Genomic DNA, 20,358 nt, shown 5'->3' with positions numbered 1-20,358 from the left:
GCCTCAGGTCGAGCCGCGGACGATCAGCCTTGGCTCGATCATGCAGCTTTCGGTGCGCTCGCCAGCCAGCCGTCGCAGCAGCAGATCGACCATCATCCCCGCGCCCGCGCGAAGTTGCTGATCGATCGTGGTCAGCGGCGGCGAAACATGCGCGCCCACCGGCAGCCCGTCATAGCCGATCACCTTCACCTGGTCGGGCACGTCGATGTCGAGCGCCTGGAGGGCGCGCAGTACGCCGATCGCAGTCACATCGGACCCCGCGACAATGCCATCGGGCAGCGTGGCGATGCCGCTCAGTTGCGCGCGGATGTCCTCGAACGCGGCTTCGGGCTCGAAATGCGATGGCAATTCGATCAGCGTTTCGCCCAGCCTGGCGTCGCGCAGTTCCTGCTTCACACCCTCCAGCCGCTCGCCGAATTCCGGCCCCCGTGCCGGCCCTGCAAAGGCGATCCGCCGGCACCCCCGCTCGATCAGATGACGCACCGCCAACGCGCCGCCGGTGCGGTTGTCCGAACCCACCGAGCAGTGCGTCTGCCCCGGAACCTGACCGCCCCACACCACCATCGGCAGATAGCGGCGCGACACCGTCTCGATCACCGCGAACTCGGTCGACTGGCCGATCACGATGATCCCGTCGACCTTGCCCGAACCGATATAGCGATCGAGCCAGCGATCGCTTTTGGGCAGCACGCGCGAAAGCAGCAGATCGTAACCATGATCGCTCAACGCATCGGCAAGAAAGCCGGTCATCGTATTGAAAAACGGGTCGGAAAGATGCTGCGCGGCCTCATGCCCCAGCGGTACCAGCACGCCGATCGTCATCGTCCGCTGGGTGCGTAGGTTCCGCGCGGTCGCGTTGGGCTGATAGCCCAGCCGATCGGCGAGCGCCGCGATGCGCTCGCGCGTCTCGTCGCTCACCCGCCCCGTGCCGGACAGCGCACGCGAGATGGTCGCGGTCGACACACCGGCGAGTTGTGCGAATTCCTTCAGATTCTTGATGGTAGACATGCCGCGCTGCTCGTGCTCCTCCACCCCGCATGGTATCGCGCACAGGCGACCGCCGATAGCCCCGCAGCAGCGGTCCGCTTCACGCGTCTATCGGTGCAAAAAGCGTTTGCAGCGATGCACAATCGATTCCACAATCGCAAGGAAACGGCGCGAACCGCGCGCCCGGGAGGGGACAGAATGCAGCTGGATCGACGCGAACTCAATCGCTGGCTGTTGGGAGCCGGGGTGGCGGCGATGGTCGGCGGACCGGCACGGGCGCTTGCCGCCGCAATCGCGGACGATCCGCTTGCCGTGGTCGACCCCGAATTGCGGCCGGCAGCCAAGGCGATGCTGGCGCAGACATTTCCGCCGCTCACCCGCGCCGGTCTGCCGGCCCTGCGGGCGAGCTGGGTCGCTCCGCCGCCACTGGCAAGCCCTCCCGTCGAAATCCGCTCGGCGCCGGGGGCGAAGGGCGCGCCCGCCGTGCCGGTGGAACTGATCGGGGTGCGCAGCCGCCCCGCACCCTGCCCGGCGATCCTCCACATCCATGGCGGCGGCATGATCTCTGGCCGCGCGCGCAACATGACCACATTCTGCCAGACGCTGGCGGCGGCGTTCGACTGCGTCGTCGTCAATGTCGACTATCGCCTCGCACCGGAAACGCCCTTTCCAGGGCCGGTTGACGACAATGTCGCAGCACTCGACTGGCTGTTCGCAAATGCCGAAACGCTGGGCGTCGATCCGCGCCGGGTCGCACTGTTCGGCGGCAGCGCGGGCGGCGGACTTGCCGCCCTGGTCGCACTGGCGGTGCGGGATCGCGGCGGCATCCAGCCCTGCCAGCAGATCCTGCTCTATCCGATGCTCGACGATCGCACCGGCAGCACACGCAAGCCGGCGCCGCATCTCGCGCCTGTCGGCTGGTCGGCAGAGGCGAATGCGTTCGGCTGGTCGGCCTTTCTCGGCGTGCCTGCCGGCGCAACGAGCGTCCCCGCCGGCGCCGTCCCGGCACGCGTCGAACCGCTCGCCGGCCTGCCACCCACCTTCATTGGCGTCGGCGCGATCGACCTGTTCGTCGACGAGGATCTCAACTTCGGCCGGCGGCTGATCGATGCGGGCGTGCCGACCGGCATCCATGTCGCGCCCGGCGCCTTCCACGCCTTTGATTTCGTCGTTCCCGATGCTGCGGTATCAAAGGCGTTCACCGCAGCGTGGAAGGCCGCGCTGCACACCGCCTTTGCAAAGGGGGCATGAGCATGGCCGACGCATCCCTCACCCGGCGCACCCTGCTCGGGGCCGCCGCCGCCGTCACCGCCGCGCCGGCACTGGCCCATGCGCAGACCGCGCGCGATCCGCTCGGCCCGCTGCCGCCGAGCTGGCACCAGGCCGAGGTGATCGACCTATGGGGCGATGCCATGCCCGAAACCGGCTTCAAGCCGCAACCGCTCCCTGCCGATGCGCCGCCGGGCTTCTTTCGCAACGTCGCGCGCCCGACGCTGCACCGCTTTCCTGCCGCCCGCCCCAACGGCACGGCAGTATTGCTTACCCCGGGCGGCGGCTACAGCATCGTCGTCGGCACGCATGAGGGCACCGATACGGCAGAGGCGCTCGCGGCGCGCGGCTACACTTGCTACGTCCTGATCTATCGCCTGCCCGGCGAAGGCTGGACGCACCGTCAGGACGTGCCACTTCAGGATGCCCAACGCGCGATCCGTTTGATCCGCGTGCGCGAGGCGTCGGCTCGTGTCGTCGCGCTCGGCTATTCGGCGGGCGGCCACCTCGCCGCCAGCCTGACCACCGGCTATCGCGAAACCGTCTATGCGCCGCGCGATGCTGCCGACCGGCTTTCGACGCGGCCCGACGCCGCCGGGCTGATCTATCCCGTCATCACCACCGATCCCCGCTTCACCCATGCGGGTTCGGTCGCGGCGCTGCTCGGCCCCGACCCGGGCGCAGCGGCGCTGGCGCGACGCTCGCCCGATCTGCACGTCGACGCCGATACGCCGCCCTGCTTTCTCGTCCACGCGCTCGACGACAAGGCGGTGCCACCGGAAAACAGCTTGTGGATGCTCGCAGCACTGCGCACCGCCGCGGTCGCGGCCGAAGCACATTTCTTCCAGCGCGGTGGGCACGGCTTCGGCCTGGGCTCGCCGAGCCAGCCCGATGGCGAATGGATGGAATTGTTCGATCGCTGGCTTCGCAATCTCTGATCAGCGGTGCAGCTGACGATCGAAAAAGCGCAGGATCACGTCATAGGCATCGCGGGATTCGGGCACATCGGGATTGTAGAAAAAGCCGTGGAACATCCCCTCCCAGACATGCAGGTCGGCGTCTACGCCCAGGCGCACCAGCCGGCTGTGCGTATAGACCGCTGAACTGAACTCGAACCCGCGCGTGCCCGTGATGATCAGGGTCGGCGGAAAATCGCGCAGCACCGCATCCGACTCCGCCGGCCAGGTCAATGGGTCGGCCGGATCGGTGCCGGCGAAATAGGGCAGACCGGATCCCTGCGTCGGCTCGGCCCGTGGCCATTCGGGCGCCGGCCGCGCCTCGCCGATCGCGGCGGTCATGTAATCCGCATCGCCCCCGAAACCGCGCGTCGAACTGGTGAGCCCAGCGCAGAAAATGCCGATGGCGCCCGGCCTGGGCAGGTCGTGCCGCTGAAACCATGCCACCGCCTGGCCGGTGAGTATGCCGCCCGCGGAGCAGCCGTAAATGCCGATGTTCGCGGCGGGATAGCGTTTCAATAGTTCACGATAGACGCTCGCAACGTCCTCGCTCGCTGCCGGGAAGCGGTGCGCGGGGCCTTGCCGGTAATCGATCGACACCACCCGCACCCGGCCCAGCGCCGCGATCGGGATGGATTCGAGTTCGGCACAGCCGGGAAAACACCCCATGAACCCGCCGCCGTGCAAGTTGATGAGCACGCGGTTGCGGTTGGCCGGGGCGATACCCTGTCTCGGCATATAGTCATACACATGAACGCCGCCGATCTGCGTGTCGGCCCTGTCCACGGCGTAAAGCTGCTTCTGCCGAGCGAGATAAGGCGCCAGGAATACGGGCACACCCGCCACCTGCTTGAGCAGCGCCGGCTGTTGCATCGCCAGCAGATGATCGGCGACATAGCGCTGCGCCTCGGGGCTCAGCATCGGGGAAACCGGCACCGTCATCGCCGGCACATGCACCGTCCCGTCCTGCTCGACGCGAACCGCAGTTCCGGTCTGCGCCGATCCGGTCGTCGGCACGATCGCTGCCGCCGTCATCAACGCCGCGCAAATGCCCTGCCACGCCCTCGGTTGCTTGAGCGCCATTGTCCCTCTCCTCACCATTTTAAGGTAGCGTAATCGATTACAGCTGCGTCGACAATGCGAATGCAATCGATTACGCTTGCATCACGATACGGGGGAGGAGGCACGCAATGCCGATGACGAGACGAACCTTTCAACTCGGCGCCGCCGCGTTCGGCGCGACCACTGGCAGCGCGACGGGCCAGAACGCCAGCGTGAATGCGGCCGAGGCTTCGATTCTCGACCGCGTTGACCCCGAGCTTCGCGATGGCGCCCGGCAGGTGATGGGCTTTCCCCTGCCCGACCCAATCGATCATGCGGCGGTGCTGCGGATGCGGGCAGGCGCGCCGCCGCCCGCTGCGCCTCTGGCCGCTCCGGCGATCGCCGTTCATCCGCTGCCCGCGAGCGAGCACCGGCCGGCGTCCAGCGTCGCCGTGATCGGCGCGCGGCCCGGCGCAACGCCGCGTCCCGCCGTCCTGCACATTCATGGCGGCGGGTTCATCGTCGGGCGTCCGCAGGACACCTATGTCACCTCACAGCGACTGGCAGCCGAGCTCGACTGCGTCGTCGTCGAGGCCGATTATCGGCTATCGCCCGAAACGCGTTTCCCCGGGCCCATGAAGGACTGCTACGCCGCCCTCGTCTGGCTCCACGCCAATGCCGATCGGCTCGGTGTCGATCGCCAGCGGATCGCGATCATGGGGGAGAGCGCAGGTGGCGGGCTCGCCGCGATGGTGGCGCTCGCCGCGCGTGATCGTGGGCACATCGCGCTATGCTGCCAGATCCTGATCTATCCGATGCTCGATGATCGCACCGGCAGTACACGGCCGGTGCCGCCGTTCATCGGCACGATCGGCTGGAACGCGCCATCGAACCGCTATGGCTGGTCCGCCTTTCTCGGCGTTCCCGCTGGCAGCGTGCAGGTGCCGGCCGGGGCGGTGCCGGCGCGTGCAGCGACGCTGGCGGGACTGCCCCCGACCTTCATCGGTGTCGGGGCGATTGATTTGTTCGTCGGCGAAGACATCGCCTATGCCCAGCGCCTGATCGATGCGGGGGTGCGAACCGATCTAACGGTCGTGCCGGGCGCCTATCATGGCTTCGATTTCCTCGCGCCGCAGTCCCGGGCGGCGATCGGCTTCACCGCCGCATGGAAGCAGACGTTGCGAACCGCCTTTCAAGCGCGCTGATCACACCGACGAAAGCGGTTGCGGACGTGCAAGGACGATGATACCGATTGCGCAATCGATTACACGATCACCAAGATCGCGAGTCAAAGGGGAGGATTGGATATGACGCTTCCGCAACATCGTGCCCGGGCCGGCCGTGGCCGCCAGTGGAAGGCGCTGCTCTACGCTTCGGCGGTCGCCGCGCTGGCAACCTCGCCTGCGCTGGCACAGCAGGACCAGGCGCAGGCCGCATCGGATCGCCCCGCTGGTCAGACAGCCGAGGACGACGGCGAAATCATCGTCACCGCCCTCAAATCTGGCGCCGCGCGTCTCGATCGCGTTCCGCTTGCGATCCAGGCGTTTACCGGCGACACGCTCAAGCAGCGCAATGTTCGCGACGGCGCCGATCTGATCCAGTTGATCCCAGGCGCGTCGCAGGCGCAGGAAATCGGCGCCGGCTATCGCATCTTCTCGTTTCGTGGCTCGGGCGCTGGTGGCCCGATCGGCGACGGGCTGATCGGCTATTATCTCGACGAAACTCCGTTCGGGGTGCCGAACAATCAGGCAGCCCCGCCGGTCCAGTATTTCGATATCGATCGCGTCGAAGTGCTGCGTGGCCCGCAGGGCACGCTGTATGGCCTCGGCTCGTCGGGCGGCACGATCATCTATCACACCAAGAACCCCGATCTGGATCGCGTCACCACCGCCGGCGAAGTCGAATTGTCGAGCTCTGCCGATGCGCGCGCGCTCAACTATCGCGCCGCCGCCGCCGTTTCGGTGCCGCTGGTGCCGGGCACGGTCGGCCTGCGGATCAGCGGCGGCTACGATCGCCGCGCCGGCGTCGCCGACATCTATAGCGGCGCCCCCACCGGTATGCCGCGCGAGCGCGATGCCAACGAAATCCGATCGAAGGACATCCAGGCAGTGCTGCTCTGGCAGCCGGATGCACTGACCACCGTGCGCCTGCGCGGCTGGTATTTCTCCACCGATCAGGACTATCTGAACGTCCTCAACTCGGTCGATCCGCCCTATGCCTCCTATCAGGGCGATGTCGTCGGCTATGACAAGCGTCGCGCCTATTATCTGTCGAGCACCATTTCGCGCGACATCGGCAACTTCACGCTTACCAACGCCACCTCGTTCCAGCGTTCGCTGCCCGGCGGCTTCTCGGTCGGCCTCAATCTTGGCGCGCCGCTCGGGATCGGGACGCTGACCAATGGCGGCGATGCCAACAACTTCGTCAACGAACTGCGACTGGCGACCTCGAAATCGGGGCCGTTCCACGGCGTCGCGGGCGTGTTCTACCAGAAGGCGAAGGGCCTCTACACCTTCAACCTCGATTTCCCCAGCCTTTCGCTCGAAGGCAACACGATCACCCGCACCGAAAATGCCGCGCTGTTCTCGGAAGCGAGCTACGAGCTGTTCGGCGGCAAGCTCGTGCCGCTGGTCGGCCTGCGCTATTTCCGCGACACCCGTTCGTCGGACTCGCTGTCGAACGGCGAACAGGTCTACAGCCGGGCAACACCGGACGCGCTCACCTGGCGCGCGAACCTCGCTTATTATCCGGGCAAGGACTGGATGATCTTCTTCAACAGCGGCACCGGCTTCCGCAGCGGCATCCTCCAGTCGAAGGCCCAAGCCGACGCAGTGATCGCCGATGGCGTGCCCAGCGCGTTGTCGCTGACGCCGGACAAGCTACGCAACCTCGAACTCGGCATGAAGGGATCGATGTTCGATGGCGCGCTGCGCGTCGCAGTGAGCATCTACGACATCAAATACACGAACATCCAGAGCGCTTTCAACACCTCGATCGGACTGTCGGCCTTCGCGAATCTGGGCGACGGCAAGGCGCAGGGCATCGACATCGAGACGACCTGGCGAACCCCGCTCAAAGGGCTGACGATGTCACTGATCGGGAACCTCAACGATTCCACCTACACCGCCGTAATCCCGGCTTATACCGCCAGCGATCCGCGCATCGCCGACGGCACCCGCCTGCTCAACACGCCGCCGCACAATTTTAGGCTTGATGCGACCTATGACCGCCGCGTCGGCAATCTCGACTGGTTTGCCACCGCATCGGCAACCGCGGTCGGGCGTGCGCGCAACGGCGACGCCACGGTCGACACGCTCAATCCCTATCAGTTGTTCCAGGCGAGCATCGGCGTCCGCTTCGACCGTTATGAAGTTCGCCTGTTCGGCGACAATCTTTCGGACGAGCGTGGCCCGACCGCAGCGAACGGCCCGACGCTGCTAGCCGGCCCTCGCCCGCGCACGGTGGGCCTGACGTTTCGCATGAACAGTCAGTGATAAGCACTTCACGGCGCGACAATAGCTCGCGCCGTGGCTGTCACAAATGCGGTTGTGCATCGCCGCGCGGGAACGCAGAAAAATCGTTTCAGGTTGTTACCATTTCGCCCGACGCGCGTTTGGCGTTCACATATGCTGAAAAGCGCAATAAACCCCCGCGTGTTCTTTGGCGCCTCGGTGCTCGTTTCGACACTATTGGCCGTCACCCTCATTATGCCTGGCAGCGCGGATCTCGCGTTCAAGGCGGCGCAGGCATGGACCATCGACACGTTCGGTTGGTTCTACATCGCGGCGGTGGCTGTCTTTCTGATCGTTGTCGTCGTGCTGGGCTTTGGGCCAGCCGGCAAATTGAAGCTGGGTCCGGATGATGCCGAGCCAGACTTCCCGTATCTTTCATGGCTGGCAATGTTGTTCGCTGCCGGCATGGGGATCGGACTGATGTATTTCGCGGTCGCCGAACCAATCCAGCACTACATCTCGCCGCCGGAGGCAAAGAGCGGAACGCTTGACGCCGCTCGCGAGGCGATGGCGATCACCTTTCATCACTATGGCGTCCATGCATGGGCAATCTATGCCCTTGTCGGTCTTAGCCTCGCCTATTTCACCTACCGCAGGAACCTGCCGCTCACCCTCCGTTCGGGGCTCGCGCCGATCCTCGGCAAGCGGATCAATGGGCCGCTTGGCGACGCGATCGACATTTTCGCGGTGTGCGGGACGGTGTTTGGCGTCGCCACTTCGCTTGGCTTCGGCGTGTCGCAGATGACCGCGGGCCTCGCCTATATCTACGGGCTTCCCGATACGCTGACAACAAAGATCGTCGTGATAATGCTCGTGATGGGCGCGGCGACCCTGTCGGTATTGAGCGGTGCCGACCGGGGAATACGGCGGCTGTCCGAACTGAACCTGACGGTCGCAGTTCTACTGATGCTGTTCGTGCTCGCGCTTGGGCCCACACTATTCCTGATGCGCGCGCTCGTACAGAATTTCGGACTCTATCTCGACCATTTCGTGATGCGCACCTTCACGCTCTACGCCTATGAGCCGCGCGCCTGGATGGCGGACTGGACGTTGTTTTATTGGGCGTGGTGGATAGCCTGGTCGCCTTTTGTCGGCATGTTCATCGCGCGTATCTCCCGCGGGCGAACGATCCGTGAGTTCGTTATCGGCGTGCTGTTCGTGCCAACCGCCTTTACCTTTCTCTGGATGACGGTGTTCGGAAATACGGCCATTTCGCTCGACCTGGGTGCCGCGTCCGGCGGGATCGCGCAGGCGGTGCAGGCCAATCTCTCAACGGCGCTTTTCAAGTTTCTCGAATATCTGCCGGCAGCGGGCGTCACTTCAACGCTCGCGATCCTGCTCGTGGCCGTGTTCTTCGTAACCTCGGCGGATTCAGGGGCCCTGGTGATCGATACACTGGCCTCCGGCGGCAAGGAAGAAGCACCCCGGTGGCAGCGGATGTACTGGTGTGTTCTGCTCGGTACAACCGCCACACTCTTGCTGGTCGCCGGCGGCTTGGGTGCACTCCAGGCGGCGACGTTGCTTGCGGCGCTCCCCTTCTGTTTCATCATGCTCCTTCTGGCCTTCGGGCTAATCCGGCAGACTAACGCCGATCTTGCGGGTGTCGCATTGCCCGACGAGGCGCCGGCGATCAGCGAGCGGCTGAAAAGGCTGGTGCTACCCGCACGGCGCGCCGACATTCTCACTCAGATTCATCGCAACGGCGAACCTGCGTTGCGCGCAGTCTACGCAGCGATGCTGGCGCAAGGCTGGACCGACCTGATGCTTGAGATTGAGGAGGGACAGGTGGCGCTGATTGTCGGCGGCCAGAGCAACCGTCCATTCATCTATCGCCTGCTGCCCCGGGCCCGGCCGCTCCCCGCCTTCACGGCGCTGGAGGCTTCCGAAGGCCGCCGGAGCGTGGGCTGGTCGCTGAGCGTGGAAACGAACTCGCCAGAGCGCCCTCGAGATTTGACCGGCCTTTCCATTCGCCAGATCACCAGCGACGTTCTCAGCGAACTCGAACGGTGGAAGGCGCGCTGAGCGACGCTTAGTCCGCCCCACACCTTGTGCGACGATCGGCGTTGCGGCGCCGTCGATCCGGATGAGCGCGGAGCTGCGGGATCAGATTGCTGGCGAGTTGCTGGCGATCAAGCAGCGGCTGGAGGGTTGAGTTTGAACGCAAACAAGCCCCGGAGCGTGTAGCGCCGGGGCTTGTTTGGTGATGTTGGTTGCGGGGGCAGGATCTTTCTTGGAAGATCACCCCTTTTATTCTATTGTTATCTTTGAGTTCTATCGCAAACTCGAGTCCTATACCCCCGACAATACCCCAAAAAGACGTCTTCGCGATAATACGTGCTGAACCAAAGCTAGGTCGTGACTGATAAAGGTTGGCGCCGCGCGCATGGCGTGTCAGACCCGGCTCGACGGAGGGACGGATGGACGATGTGAACCGCACCGGGTCTGCCGGAGGCATTGGGTTGTGAGTCACGCTGCCATATCGATGTAGTTTGCGGCAGCATAATATTGTTCTTCGGCTTCGGCCGGCGGGATGTTGCCAATGGGCTCGAGCAGCCGACGATGGTTGAACCAGTCCACCCATTCGAGCGTGGCGTACTCGACAGCTTCGAAGGACCGCCACGGCCCGCGCCTGTGGATCACCTCGGCCTTGAAAAGGCCGTTGATGGTTTCGGCCAAAGCGTTGTCGTAGCTGTCACAGACGCTGCCGACGGACGGTTCGATCCCGGCTTCGGCGAGGCGCTGGGTGTAGTTCATTGCAAGATATTGGGCGGATTCAACCGGTCGTCGCAACACCAGCTTCCTACTGAGGGTCGAGGAACTGGTCGAGGACTTCTGCGGGGGTCCTCCATCCGAGCGTCTTGCGCGGGCGCGTGTTCATGGCGTGAGCAACCGCGTCGAGTTCCTGCATCGAGTGCCGGCTGAGATAGGTGCCCTTCGGAAAGTACTGGCGGAGCAGGCCGTTGGTATTTTCATTGGAGCCACGCTGCCACGGGCTTTGCGGATCGCAGAAGTAGATTTCCAGTCCGCTGTCGACCCGGAGCGTTGCGTGCTGGGCCATCTCGGCACCTTGGTCTCACGTTAGCGACTGACGGAGTTTCTCTGGCAGCGCCCGCATGGATTCGGCGATGGCTTTGCGGACGGCTTCGGCGCCATGCCCGGCAAGCGGCGGGCCGTTCTTGATCCCTTGCCCGCGCTGATATCCCTCCTCGCGCGGTAGGTGCAGCAGCATTGTAAATCGCGAACTGCGTTCTACGAGGGTACCGATCGCCGAGCTATGCAGGCCCAGGATAAGATCCCCTTCCCAGTGTCCGGGAACCGCACGATCTTCCACTTCCGGAGGCCGCGCGCTGATCATGATGGCGTCCCCCACGAAGGATTTTCCACGGCCGCGGGTCCGTTCGCGGGGTACGAAGCGCGCGGCCGGAACGCAGGCAAGCCGTCAGTTCCCGGCGCAGGGCTCCACGTCCCTGGACGTACAGGGATTGATAAATAGCCTCGTGGCTGATGCGCATGGCGGGATCCTCTGGGTAATCGATCCGAAGCCGATGGGCGATCTGCTCCGGGCTCCATGCAATCGACCAGCGCCGATTCTGTCGAAGCACGGCGCGCCGCTTCCTCCATACCACTTCAGGGCCGGCAAAGCCGATGCCATCCGCATTCGTGACCAGGCCAGCAAGACGCTCCTCGACATAAGCGCATAGAGCAGAGTTGCTGGCCAGCTTGCTCGGACGCGGGCGCCGGCCCGCGCGTTCAGCGTGCCACTGCGCAACGCTGGCACGGTACTCCAAATTGCCGCCACGCGTGGCAGCGTTGCGCCCTACTTCGCGCGAGATCGTGCTGGGCGAGCGCCCCAGCTTGCGCGCGATCGCACGGATCGCCGATCCCGTGGCAAGCTCGATGGCGATCTCTTCCCGCTCGCGAAAGGTCAGAAATCTTCCGCTGGGCGCCGACGCCGAAGGCGCCAGATGGGTTGGCGGCATACCTCCCGAACTCCGAAACCAGCGCGGTCCAAGCGGCGTCGAGATGCCAGCGTCCGCAGCAGCCTCCTCGCTCGAACGCCCGCGAGAGATGGACTCCCAGAAGCGACAATGATGCTCACGCAACCACGCAGATGGACGCCCGGGTGAATGCAGCTTCTCTCGGGTGCAACGCTCTGATGCTCTTCGACCCGCCATGTTCGCAACCTCCAATTTCCTGGTGTTGCGACGACCGGTTGAATCCGCCATAGACGAACCCCGCCCAGGTCGGGACGTATGTGAAATCCGAGACCCACAGCATATTCGGCGCTGGTGCATGGAATTGTCGGTTGACCTGATCGAGCGGGCACGGCGCCGTCTTGTCGCTGACCGTGGTGCGCACCGGCTTGCCCCGGACCACGCCTTGCAGGCCGAGATCGCGCATCAGCCGCTCGACCGTGCATCGGGCAATGTCGAACCCTTCGCGTCGCATCTGCCGCCACACCTTGCGAACACCATAGACGCCGAAATTCTCGGCGAAGACCCGCACGATCTCCGGCTTCAGCGCCTGGTCTCGTCGCGCACGAACGGGCAGCCGCGACGGGTCGCGGCGTTTGGCATCCTGGTCATGATAGGTGGATGGGGCGATCGGCAAAACCCGGCAGATCGGCTCGACTCCCCACGATGCTCGTCGATGAAAGCGATCATCGTCTGAACGGGCGGTCGAGCTCCGCCTGGGCAAAATAAGCCGATGCCTTGCGCAGGATTTCGTTGGCCTGCCGCAGTTCACGGTTCTCGCGTTCCAGCGCCTTGAGCCGGTCAGCAAGGTCGGTCGGGACCCCGGCACGCTTGCCGCTCTCAACCTCGGCCTTCTTCACCCACTCGTTCAGCGTGTGCGCCGAACAGCCGATCTTCTCGGAGATAGATACCAGTGCTGCCCAGCGAGACGGATGCTCGCCCTCGTGATCCTGCACCATCCGTACCGCGCGGGCGCGTACCTCCGGTGCAAACTTGTTCGTCGTCTTGCTCATCGTAGCCCCTTCCTCTCAGGAGTTGGGGCCTCCGGCAAACCCGGTGCGGTTCAGTACCACACTCAAGGAATTAATATAGCGCGCTTTCCGCCTCCGCAAAAAGCTGTACCACAACGTAACACACGGGCTATCACCGATAAGCCATTGCTATCGCTCAATAATGTCATGCACGCTCGTGCGTAGGGTGTGCTTCCCTATACCGCCATTTCCGGGCCGATCGCGCTGGATCAGTTCGGTCGCCGGATCGAGCCGGGTACCGGCTTTCGCCGGGCAACCAGGCCGCGAGACTCGCGGCACCGGCATTCCGCCCGCAACATCAATGCCTTGGCACCAAAAACGGCACTGGTGTCTCGCTACCAGTGCCGTCTGTCTCGCTAAATAATGATGTGCAGACAACAGGTTAGCCCACAGGGGGAGCCACTGCTTTTATCTTGCCAACGCCCCAATCATTCAAGTTTCTCGCCTTTGCTTGATTGGCGAATTCTTCTCCTCCGGACCATTCTCCAGAATAAAATAACTCCCACGCCAAGTATAATAATATAGGCGGAGGATAATAGCCACAGAGACACTCCATCATAATGAAAAATCTTCATAACGATAAAAGATGGCATGGATATAGCCAGAAATATTAAGAGCGGATATTTCATCAATGGGGCCTGCAGTCTTGGGAATGGTAAGCGTAATACGATGCGTAACCTACTGCCACTATTGCCGTGCCCGCGACAAAGAGCTTTCCAGCTAGTGCCCCGCTTGCCCGAGCTATAGACCAGCGGCTGATTGCACCGCCTGGAGGTGCAAGTTTCACACCCGTTTCCGCAATGATCCCTCCAGCAGAAGCGTTATATTTAGCTATATCGTATCCGGCAGAGACAGCTACAGACGCCGCGCCGTTGGCAAGCACGCCCACTGGATCCAGTGCACCTTCCAAAAGCTTTCCACCAACTCCGAGCAAACACTGCTTCAGGTCCCCCTTAGGTTCTTCCTTCTTATTTTGCGGCAACACAGCACCCCGACGCGCGAAATCGTAGCTCGGAGCGAATTTCCGTGATGCGTCCGTGGCTTGCGGGGCGAATTGCCCGATGCGGAAGCGGGTCCGAAGGCGAGAGCCCCTAGACGCGGTTTCGGGTGCAGAAGCGGTTCGGTATCGGGTGCGTGCGGCGACGCGGCGCATAGGCGCGCGCGGAATGGCGACCAGGAGTCGTTGGGCCTGCATCGGGGAAGCGTAGCGCGGCGACAGGCGCCGCGCCAGCGTGGTCAGGGGGCGAGTTCGCCCATGCCAGTCAGGTGCATGACGCCCTTGCCGGGAAGTTCGACGCGCAGTTCCAGCGTGCCGCCAGCGGCAGCGGCTGACCGAGTCGATTCGCCTCGCGCTGGTCCGCGACGGCACGCTGGGCCAGGAGGCGATGGTCGCGACCGTGCTGGAGCCCGTGGGGCTGACCCGCGCCGAAGCGCGCAACGCCGGCAGCTATCAACCCGGGCAGATCGTTACCTTCCGCAAAGGTGCCGGCAAGGGGCAGCCGCGCCCCGGCATCGGCTACCGCGTCGATAGCGTCGACGCCGACGCGGGCACCGTGCGGCTGCTTGGCCCCAAGGGCAAGCTGATCACCTGGTCGCCTTCCGTGTCAGGCGGCGATCAGGCCGAGGCGTTCGTCGAGGTGACCCAGGAGTTCCGCACCGGGGACCGGGTCCAGTTCACCCGCAACAACTATGCCGCCAAGCGCCTCAACGGCCACAGCGCCACCGTGGTCGCACTCGATGTGGCGGGCGGCGCGATGCTGGTCGAGCGGCACCAGGACGGGCAACGCCAGCAGCTCGACATGGCCAAGCTCGCCGATCGCCACGTCCGCCCCGGTTGGGTCCAGACCATCCATGCTGCCCAGGGCGCGACCGCCGAGCGGGTGATGGCGCATCTGGAGTCCTTCCGCACCAACACCGTGGACACCCGCGCGGCCTATGTCGCCGTGTCGCGCGCCAAGACGTTCGCCGCCATCTATACCGACGATCGCCTCGCGCTGGTGAACGCCATCGAAGGCCGCGACGGTGCAAAGGTCGGTGCGATCGACGAGACCCTCGCGCGGGGGAAGGTGGCGACGATCGCCATCCCCGCACCAGTCAGGGCCGTGGGGATAGGGATCGGGTAGCAAAGAGTTCCCATCCATCTACCCTGCTATACCAAGCCGCTCTCTATTCATCGCAGCTCTCTTAAGGATGATTTCTAGATTTTCATTATTGAAACATTCTAGGTCTTTGAATAGGTTTGATCTTTCTATCGGAGAAACCATTCTGTTCCTAGAAAACGAAATTATTTCTTCTAAACTCTCATTTTCGGAGAAGTCATCATTTTCATCAATGATGACGATCGCCTCACTAGCCAATTGTTTTATGTCTTTATTTTTCGTTTCTATATACCCATTATGTATCCTGTAGCCCAAGCTCATATTTAGGAAATGGACTTCGGAAAATAGAGGAATATAGAATTTCCATATATAACACCCACCAGGAGGCATGTCGAAAGCAAATCCCCTCAACATTAGAACTGGATTTCTATAATATATAAACGAATCGACGGGCAGAAATTTGGAGGAAATTTCGGCAACCATATTGGCAAGTAAATCTGATTTTTTTGTCATGGTATCAGTATCTGCTGTATTAAGGCGCTAGAAGGAATATTAGCTCGATAGCCGTTAAGCTGACCGACCCCAACAACGGCTGCACCAGTCTTGAGATCAATGACGAACAATGGTGAGGCAATATTTCCTACTACGGCATCAGGCCTACTCGACCCTGGTGTGCCGTAAGGAACAACTTTACCACGGAGATATGAAACCTCAGCGTTATACATCGGGTTGTTCATTGCTCGAATGATAGCAGCAAACCGGTTATGAATTAGAATGCCACGAAGCCAACCAAAAACTGAACGGCCCAAGAGGGTATTAAAAAATGGCGGAATGGAGTTAGCAGCCTCTTCAGCGGCATCAACCAAGATTCGATCTTTTGACGGACGGACAGCGGTGACGACGATGTCATCACTTTGCTGCGAAGCACCTGATTGACCGCCTCCAGAACCTGACTGCTGCTGACCGCTGGAATGGTCTTGAAAATAACTGGTTTCAGGAATGTCTATAGTTTGGCACTTAACTTGGTACTGAGTCGCCCTTCCTCCGTGTTCATCCCAAACCGACCAACCACTACTTTGAGGTTGCGGTGGACAAATCCTGACTTCGTACTGACCGCTAGGATCTGTTGCATTTACCGGATCGTTCCCAACGTAAGCATACATGTTCAGCCCATCCCCATAGCCAATGGGGTCGGTCTGCATGAAGCGACCGAGCGACGGCGAGTAAATGCGTGCCTTGTAGTCGTACATGCCGAGCTCGGAAATCCACTTCTGCCCGGTATACTGGAAGCGGCCCTGGTTGTTCTGTGCCGGGATGCCATATTCGTCATAGCTGTTGATCGCAAATGGCGTCCCGCTGTTGTCAGTTACGGCCACGACGCTGCCACGCTCGTCGGCGTGCAGCCAATAGCGATTGTTCGTGCCCGGACCACCATACCAGACAAGTGGCTCATCGCTGCCCGGCCCGAACACGTAGCGGCGAAGCAGCGTACTGGTCGGCTGATCGATTTCGGTGATCAGATCCGCACCATCATAGAGGAACGTCGTATGTTCCGCGCCGCCGCTCAGATTGAACAGTCGCCCGAGAGGGTCATAGGCCAGATTGCCACCCGGCGACGTCGCAAGCTTGTTGTCTGCGGTATAGCCGTAGGTCTGGCTGCCCGAGCTCGTCAGATTGCCACGCGCATCATAGCCGAAGTTGATGCTACCGGCGCTGGTATACTGGTTGAGGTTGTTGACAGTATAGTTCCGATCGGTGTTGACCGCACCGCTCCAGGCATAGGCATCGTTCTGCGACGTCCGAGCTGCGATTTGGCCGGCGGCGTTGTAGCTGAAGCCGATCGACTGATCATAGTTGCTTCCGGCCAGATCGAGGCCAAGATTGCTCAACCTTGAGACGGCATCATAGCTGTAGGTCGTGGATGTTCCGTTGCCCCGGCTAAGGCTCGTCCGCCGGCCAAGGCTGTCGTACCCGAAGCTTGCCAGCACGAAGCTGCCATTCTCCTTGATAGCCGTCATCGCGCCGACGTTGTTGTAATCGTACGTGACAAAGAAACCGTCGGCCCAGGTGAGCCTGGTACGGCGACCTGCGACATCATATTGGTAACTCGTGCTCCCGTAGCCGTACCAGCTGTCGGACTGGGTCTTTCGACGGCCGAGCGCGTCATAAGTGAAACTGATCGTTCGGTTGTTCGAATCAGAGGCGCTCGTCATCCGCCCGAGCAGGTCATAGCCGTAGCTTTGATCCGTCTCCCAGAAAATCGTGTTCGGTCGATCGCGCGATGTCAGACGATTGAGATTGTCATAGCCGAAACCGATCGCCTGTGTCGCACCACGTGGCAGTAGCGAGATCACATTGCCGTTCGGATCATATTCAACTTGCTCGAACGTACCGTTCGGAAAGGTGGTCCTGCGACGGCGATCAAGCCCGTCATAGGTATAGCTGGTGAGATTGTTGTTGCCGTCTCGGACCCAGGCGATCTGCCCGTTGGCCGTGTAGCCGGTCTGCTCCGTCGATGCATCGGCGGTGCCAACACCGCTGGTCACGCTGACAAGCCGGCTCGCGGCATCGTACGTGCCCAGCGTGACGCGATCCGGGCCATTCGGGCCTGAGGTCTGATGCGGAACGCAACTCGACGCTTGCGACCCCCAGTTGGAACTGTCCATATACTGAATAGCGCAGGTTTGCCTGCCGGCACCGTCATAGAGTGCATCGACAACGGCGTAGGTGATGCCGCCTGCGGACACGCTCTGCCGGACCGGGCGCCCCGCCGAATCGAACGTAACGGTCTGTCGCGAAGATTCCGAAAAATTGTTCCACGCGTTGTCGGAAGCGTCGGACACCGTTCCAACCGCGCTGACGATCAGACGCCCCTTCGCATCATAATTGTTCTTCTGCGCTTGACGCACCAAGGGACCGGATCCATCCGGGTCTGCCGCGACAATCCCGATCAACCGGCGATTGGCGTCGTAACGGTATCGAGTATCGGCACCAAGCGCATCCGTCTGGGACACTTTATTGCCAGCATCGTCATAACCTGCGGTCACCGTGCTCGATAAGGTGTTATCACCCGCCGCTGTTGTGACGCTGGTGACAAGGCCGTTCGCATTGTAACCAAAGGTCGTTTTGGTTTCGTTCGCGCTGCCTGCGCATGTCGCCGCAGTGGCGCAGGTAGAGATGCTCGAGAGCATCGAGATGCCATTCACGCTACCATAGGCGTAGGTCGTGGTCGGACGCGCTGCGCCGGCTGAAGCTGCAGGCTGTGCGATGGTCAGCACGTTTCCGGTCGTGCTATCATAGGTGTAATCGGTCTGGTTGCCGTTGGCATCCCTGGTCCAATTGGGGCTGTTGCACTTGGCAGGGCTAGCACAGTTCGAATCATAATTTGCCGACGTCGAAATATTCGCGACACCAGACCCCGCTTTTGCGACGACGAGGGTGCCGGTTACGTTGCCCCGACTGTCATAGCTGTATTGGGTATAGTTTCCCTCATGCGCCGTCACCCTTGTCAGACGGCCGCTTCCATCATATGCCCACTGCGTGCTGGTGCCAATCGGCGCTGGCAGCGTTTTCCTTGTCATCCGCTGAAGCGCGATGTTGAACTCGTAGCCGGTGGCGTGCCCCAGCGGGTCGGTGACGGTCGTCGTTCGCGTACCGCCGCTGTCGGCATAGGCATAAGTGGTGGTACCCGCGCTAGTCGCTACGGTGGCCACGCGACCAGCGGCATTATACCCGACGACGACGTCTTCTGAGGTGCTGCCCGGCAGTTGAATGCCGGCGAGGCCCTGACTGACAATGCGGTATCTGGTCGTTTGATTGAGCGCGTCGGTGATATTGTAGAACGAGTTGCCGTTCGCGCTTGACCACCCGAAGGACTGGGTTCGCCCTGGCGAACCACTGCCCGCCAGGTTGACCATCGTCACACTGGTAATGTCGCCCCAGCCGGCCCACTGCGCCGAAATCGGCACCGTATCCGGCTCGAAGGAAACGCTTTCCCAATTGGCGTACTGGAATGTCAATCGATACTGCGCATTCGACGTGATTGATGAGATTCTGTATGCAGTCCGGTGCTGCAAGCAGATGTCACCATCGCCTCCCGGTTTCGAAGCAGCGCAATAGCCAACGCTACTATAGTTATAGGAGAATGTCGTGCCATCTGGCTTGACCACACTCGTAAGATTACCCTGGATCGAACCGTAAGGGTATGCGCCGACATAGTTGGAGGTGAATGTCGCGACAGTGCCGTCTGATGCCGTGAATGTGTAGGTGGAGCCACTCTTGGTCAGCGAAGCGCCATCGCCTTCCGTAGACGTATAGGTAGAGCCCGAGAGCGTGAACCGATAGGTGTTTGCTCCAAATGATATGCTGGTCGTCGACCCACTAACGACGAGCGTGCCCACCAGGGTGTCGCCCCAGCCATTCTGTCCTCGCAACATCTTCTGCCAGACCAGACCCTGGCGATCGCCATCACCAGCTGAGAGGGTCGGCCCGTCGACATTCATCGTTCCCAAAAACAAATCCACACCGTTGGCGTCGACATTACTCCGGACCGGCGCAGGCGCAGCAACCTGCGACAATGCGGGAATTGCAATACTGGAACACAGAGCTGTGGTGACAACCAGAGTGACATAGCTCGCGCGCGCAAAGCCGCGCCCGGCGAACGCCGAGTTCAACATCATACCCCCCCTCTAACAGAAAGAAGAAACCGCTGCGGATGCTCAGTTCGCGCCCGTTACTTTGACCTTCGTGCGATTGTCCGCAGCATCATGCGTATACTGCGCACTTACGCCGTTGTTCACAGTTCCAGATCGAACCACCCTGACAAGTCGCCCCTTGGCGTCGTATGTATAGGTCACTGTTTCGGCTGCCATTGCGGAAGCCCCACCAAGCAGCCCAACGCCAATCAAGACTGCTGTCCAGAAACTCCGCATCCCCCACCCCCTTCTATGCAGCACGAGATAAAGTTGGCTGTAGACGCCGCTTAGACGCCGTTCGTCGTGCTTACGCAAAATGAGAGGATGCACGTTTTTTCAAGTCTCGCAAGAGATCATTTCAAATAATTGTTGATCAACCATAAGACGTTCGCACTCACTCGCGAAACGCGTTGAAAATCTTCGGATTGGCTGCAAGGATGCGCGTGCAAACGCAGCTACCGGGGGAGGTCACTTTGAGGGCGCGAATGAGTGCCGCGGCGTTGATGGCGGTTTTGACAACCCAATTTTCGGGATCAGCTCTTGCGCAGGATGGGCTGGCAGATCCGGCCGGTTCAGGCGTGATCGTCTCGGCAGTACAATGGCTTGAAGGTACTTTGCTCGGCACCGTGGCGACGGTCGTGGCGGTGATCGCCGTCGCTACCGTTGGCTTCCTCATGCTGACCGGGCGAATCAACTGGCGCTACGGTGCGACTGTGATCCTCGGGTGCTTCATTCTGTTCGGCGCGGCCAGCATCGTGGCCGGTATACAATCCTCTGCTCAGCTCGGACAGTGAC

At 61.9% G+C, this 20,358-nt stretch carries 13 protein-coding genes, 2 pseudogenes and 1 other annotated feature; of the genes and pseudogenes, 7 read left to right on the top strand and 8 right to left on the bottom strand.

The genetic code is table 11. The features are described from left to right. Window positions 1–3: 3 nt before the first annotated feature. The gene (locus ACX40Y_RS12280) at window positions 4–1,008 is read right to left on the bottom strand and encodes a LacI family DNA-binding transcriptional regulator (RefSeq protein ID WP_459119856.1); all 1,005 of its coding nucleotides are present in this window, start codon (window positions 1,006–1,008) and stop codon (window positions 4–6) included. A gap of 177 nt (window positions 1,009–1,185) precedes the next feature. On the opposite strand from ACX40Y_RS12280, the gene ACX40Y_RS12275 reads away from it, so the two are divergent. Together ACX40Y_RS12275 and ACX40Y_RS12270 are read left to right on the top strand one after the other, a co-directional pair. Beyond that, window positions 1,186–2,238, top strand: a complete 1,053-nt coding sequence (locus ACX40Y_RS12275) for an alpha/beta hydrolase (RefSeq protein ID WP_459119855.1) — start codon at window positions 1,186–1,188, stop codon at window positions 2,236–2,238. A gap of 2 nt (window positions 2,239–2,240) precedes the next feature. Further along, on the top strand, window positions 2,241–3,194 hold the full coding sequence (locus ACX40Y_RS12270; RefSeq protein WP_459119854.1) for an alpha/beta hydrolase: 954 nt from the start codon (window positions 2,241–2,243) through the stop codon (window positions 3,192–3,194). On the opposite strand, the gene ACX40Y_RS12265 is transcribed toward ACX40Y_RS12270, so the two are convergent. Continuing rightward, window positions 3,195–4,295, bottom strand: a complete 1,101-nt coding sequence (locus ACX40Y_RS12265) for an alpha/beta hydrolase (protein WP_459119853.1) — start codon at window positions 4,293–4,295, stop codon at window positions 3,195–3,197. It abuts the gene before it with no gap. 113 nt (window positions 4,296–4,408) lie between these two features. On the opposite strand from ACX40Y_RS12265, the gene ACX40Y_RS12260 reads away from it, so the two are divergent. From ACX40Y_RS12260 to ACX40Y_RS12250, 3 genes are all read left to right on the top strand, one after another. Beyond that, window positions 4,409–5,458, top strand: coding sequence for an alpha/beta hydrolase (locus ACX40Y_RS12260; RefSeq protein ID WP_459119852.1), 1,050 nt, complete (start codon window positions 4,409–4,411; stop codon window positions 5,456–5,458). Window positions 5,459–5,560: 102 nt separating this feature from the next. After that, the gene (locus ACX40Y_RS12255) at window positions 5,561–7,747 is read left to right on the top strand and encodes a TonB-dependent receptor (protein ID WP_459119851.1); all 2,187 of its coding nucleotides are present in this window, start codon (window positions 5,561–5,563) and stop codon (window positions 7,745–7,747) included. Window positions 7,748–7,879: 132 nt separating this feature from the next. After that, window positions 7,880–9,787, top strand: coding sequence for a BCCT family transporter (locus tag ACX40Y_RS12250; protein ID WP_459119850.1), 1,908 nt, complete (start codon window positions 7,880–7,882; stop codon window positions 9,785–9,787). Window positions 9,788–10,231: 444 nt separating this feature from the next. Here ACX40Y_RS12250 and ACX40Y_RS12245 read toward each other — a convergent pair. From ACX40Y_RS12245 to ACX40Y_RS12230, 4 genes and pseudogenes are all read right to left on the bottom strand, one after another. Further along, window positions 10,232–10,823, bottom strand: a pseudogene (locus ACX40Y_RS12245) (IS30 family transposase). A gap of 15 nt (window positions 10,824–10,838) precedes the next feature. Then, on the bottom strand, window positions 10,839–11,135 hold the full coding sequence (locus tag ACX40Y_RS12240) for a transposase (RefSeq protein WP_459120006.1): 297 nt from the start codon (window positions 11,133–11,135) through the stop codon (window positions 10,839–10,841). Next, window positions 11,038–11,745, bottom strand: coding sequence for a transposase (locus tag ACX40Y_RS12235; RefSeq protein ID WP_459119849.1), 708 nt, complete (start codon window positions 11,743–11,745; stop codon window positions 11,038–11,040). Before ACX40Y_RS12235 ends, ACX40Y_RS12240 begins: the two co-directional genes overlap by 98 nt. A gap of 235 nt (window positions 11,746–11,980) precedes the next feature. After that, a pseudogene (locus ACX40Y_RS12230) lies at window positions 11,981–12,752 on the bottom strand (IS3 family transposase); the annotation flags it as partial. Next, window positions 12,362–12,471, bottom strand: a sequence feature (AL1L pseudoknot). Its footprint overlaps the pseudogene before it by 110 nt. Window positions 12,753–14,155: 1,403 nt before the next feature. Here ACX40Y_RS12230 and ACX40Y_RS12225 point away from each other — a divergent pair. Next, window positions 14,156–14,893: a hypothetical protein gene (locus ACX40Y_RS12225; protein ID WP_459119848.1), complete on the top strand. Its 738-nt coding sequence runs from the start codon at window positions 14,156–14,158 to the stop codon at window positions 14,891–14,893. 18 nt (window positions 14,894–14,911) lie between these two features. Here the strand turns inward: ACX40Y_RS12225 and ACX40Y_RS12220 are convergent, their stop codons facing one another. Together ACX40Y_RS12220 and ACX40Y_RS12215 are read right to left on the bottom strand one after the other, a co-directional pair. Continuing rightward, window positions 14,912–15,190 (bottom strand): hypothetical protein, encoded by a 279-nt coding sequence (locus tag ACX40Y_RS12220; RefSeq protein ID WP_459119847.1) that lies wholly within the window; start codon window positions 15,188–15,190, stop codon window positions 14,912–14,914. A 188-nt stretch (window positions 15,191–15,378) separates the two neighbouring features. After that, window positions 15,379–19,545: an RHS repeat-associated core domain-containing protein gene (locus ACX40Y_RS12215; RefSeq protein ID WP_459119846.1), complete on the bottom strand. Its 4,167-nt coding sequence runs from the start codon at window positions 19,543–19,545 to the stop codon at window positions 15,379–15,381. Window positions 19,546–20,048: 503 nt separating this feature from the next. Between ACX40Y_RS12215 and ACX40Y_RS12210 the strand changes: the two genes are divergently transcribed. Next, on the top strand, window positions 20,049–20,357 hold the full coding sequence (locus ACX40Y_RS12210; RefSeq protein WP_459119845.1) for a TrbC/VirB2 family protein: 309 nt from the start codon (window positions 20,049–20,051) through the stop codon (window positions 20,355–20,357). Window position 20,358 lies beyond the last annotated feature (1 nt).

Source organism: Sphingomonas sp. RS6 (assembly GCF_054489705.1).
This window is presented reverse-complemented; position numbering and strand designations above follow the sequence as displayed.

Coding starts and splice junctions, on each gene's coding strand:
- ACX40Y_RS12215 (WP_459119846.1), bottom strand. CDS start 19,545: ATGTTGAACTCGGCGTTCGCCGGGCGCGGCTTTGCGCGCGCGAGCTAT.
- ACX40Y_RS12280 (WP_459119856.1), bottom strand. CDS start 1,008: ATGTCTACCATCAAGAATCTGAAGGAATTCGCACAACTCGCCGGTGTG.
- ACX40Y_RS12255 (WP_459119851.1), top strand. CDS start 5,561: ATGACGCTTCCGCAACATCGTGCCCGGGCCGGCCGTGGCCGCCAGTGG.
- ACX40Y_RS12225 (WP_459119848.1), top strand. CDS start 14,156: ATGGTCGCGACCGTGCTGGAGCCCGTGGGGCTGACCCGCGCCGAAGCG.
- ACX40Y_RS12265 (WP_459119853.1), bottom strand. CDS start 4,295: ATGGCGCTCAAGCAACCGAGGGCGTGGCAGGGCATTTGCGCGGCGTTG.
- ACX40Y_RS12210 (WP_459119845.1), top strand. CDS start 20,049: ATGAGTGCCGCGGCGTTGATGGCGGTTTTGACAACCCAATTTTCGGGA.
- ACX40Y_RS12250 (WP_459119850.1), top strand. CDS start 7,880: ATGCTGAAAAGCGCAATAAACCCCCGCGTGTTCTTTGGCGCCTCGGTG.
- ACX40Y_RS12220 (WP_459119847.1), bottom strand. CDS start 15,190: ATGAGCTTGGGCTACAGGATACATAATGGGTATATAGAAACGAAAAAT.
- ACX40Y_RS12275 (WP_459119855.1), top strand. CDS start 1,186: ATGCAGCTGGATCGACGCGAACTCAATCGCTGGCTGTTGGGAGCCGGG.
- ACX40Y_RS12235 (WP_459119849.1), bottom strand. CDS start 11,745: ATGCCGCCAACCCATCTGGCGCCTTCGGCGTCGGCGCCCAGCGGAAGA.
- ACX40Y_RS12270 (WP_459119854.1), top strand. CDS start 2,241: ATGGCCGACGCATCCCTCACCCGGCGCACCCTGCTCGGGGCCGCCGCC.
- ACX40Y_RS12260 (WP_459119852.1), top strand. CDS start 4,409: ATGACGAGACGAACCTTTCAACTCGGCGCCGCCGCGTTCGGCGCGACC.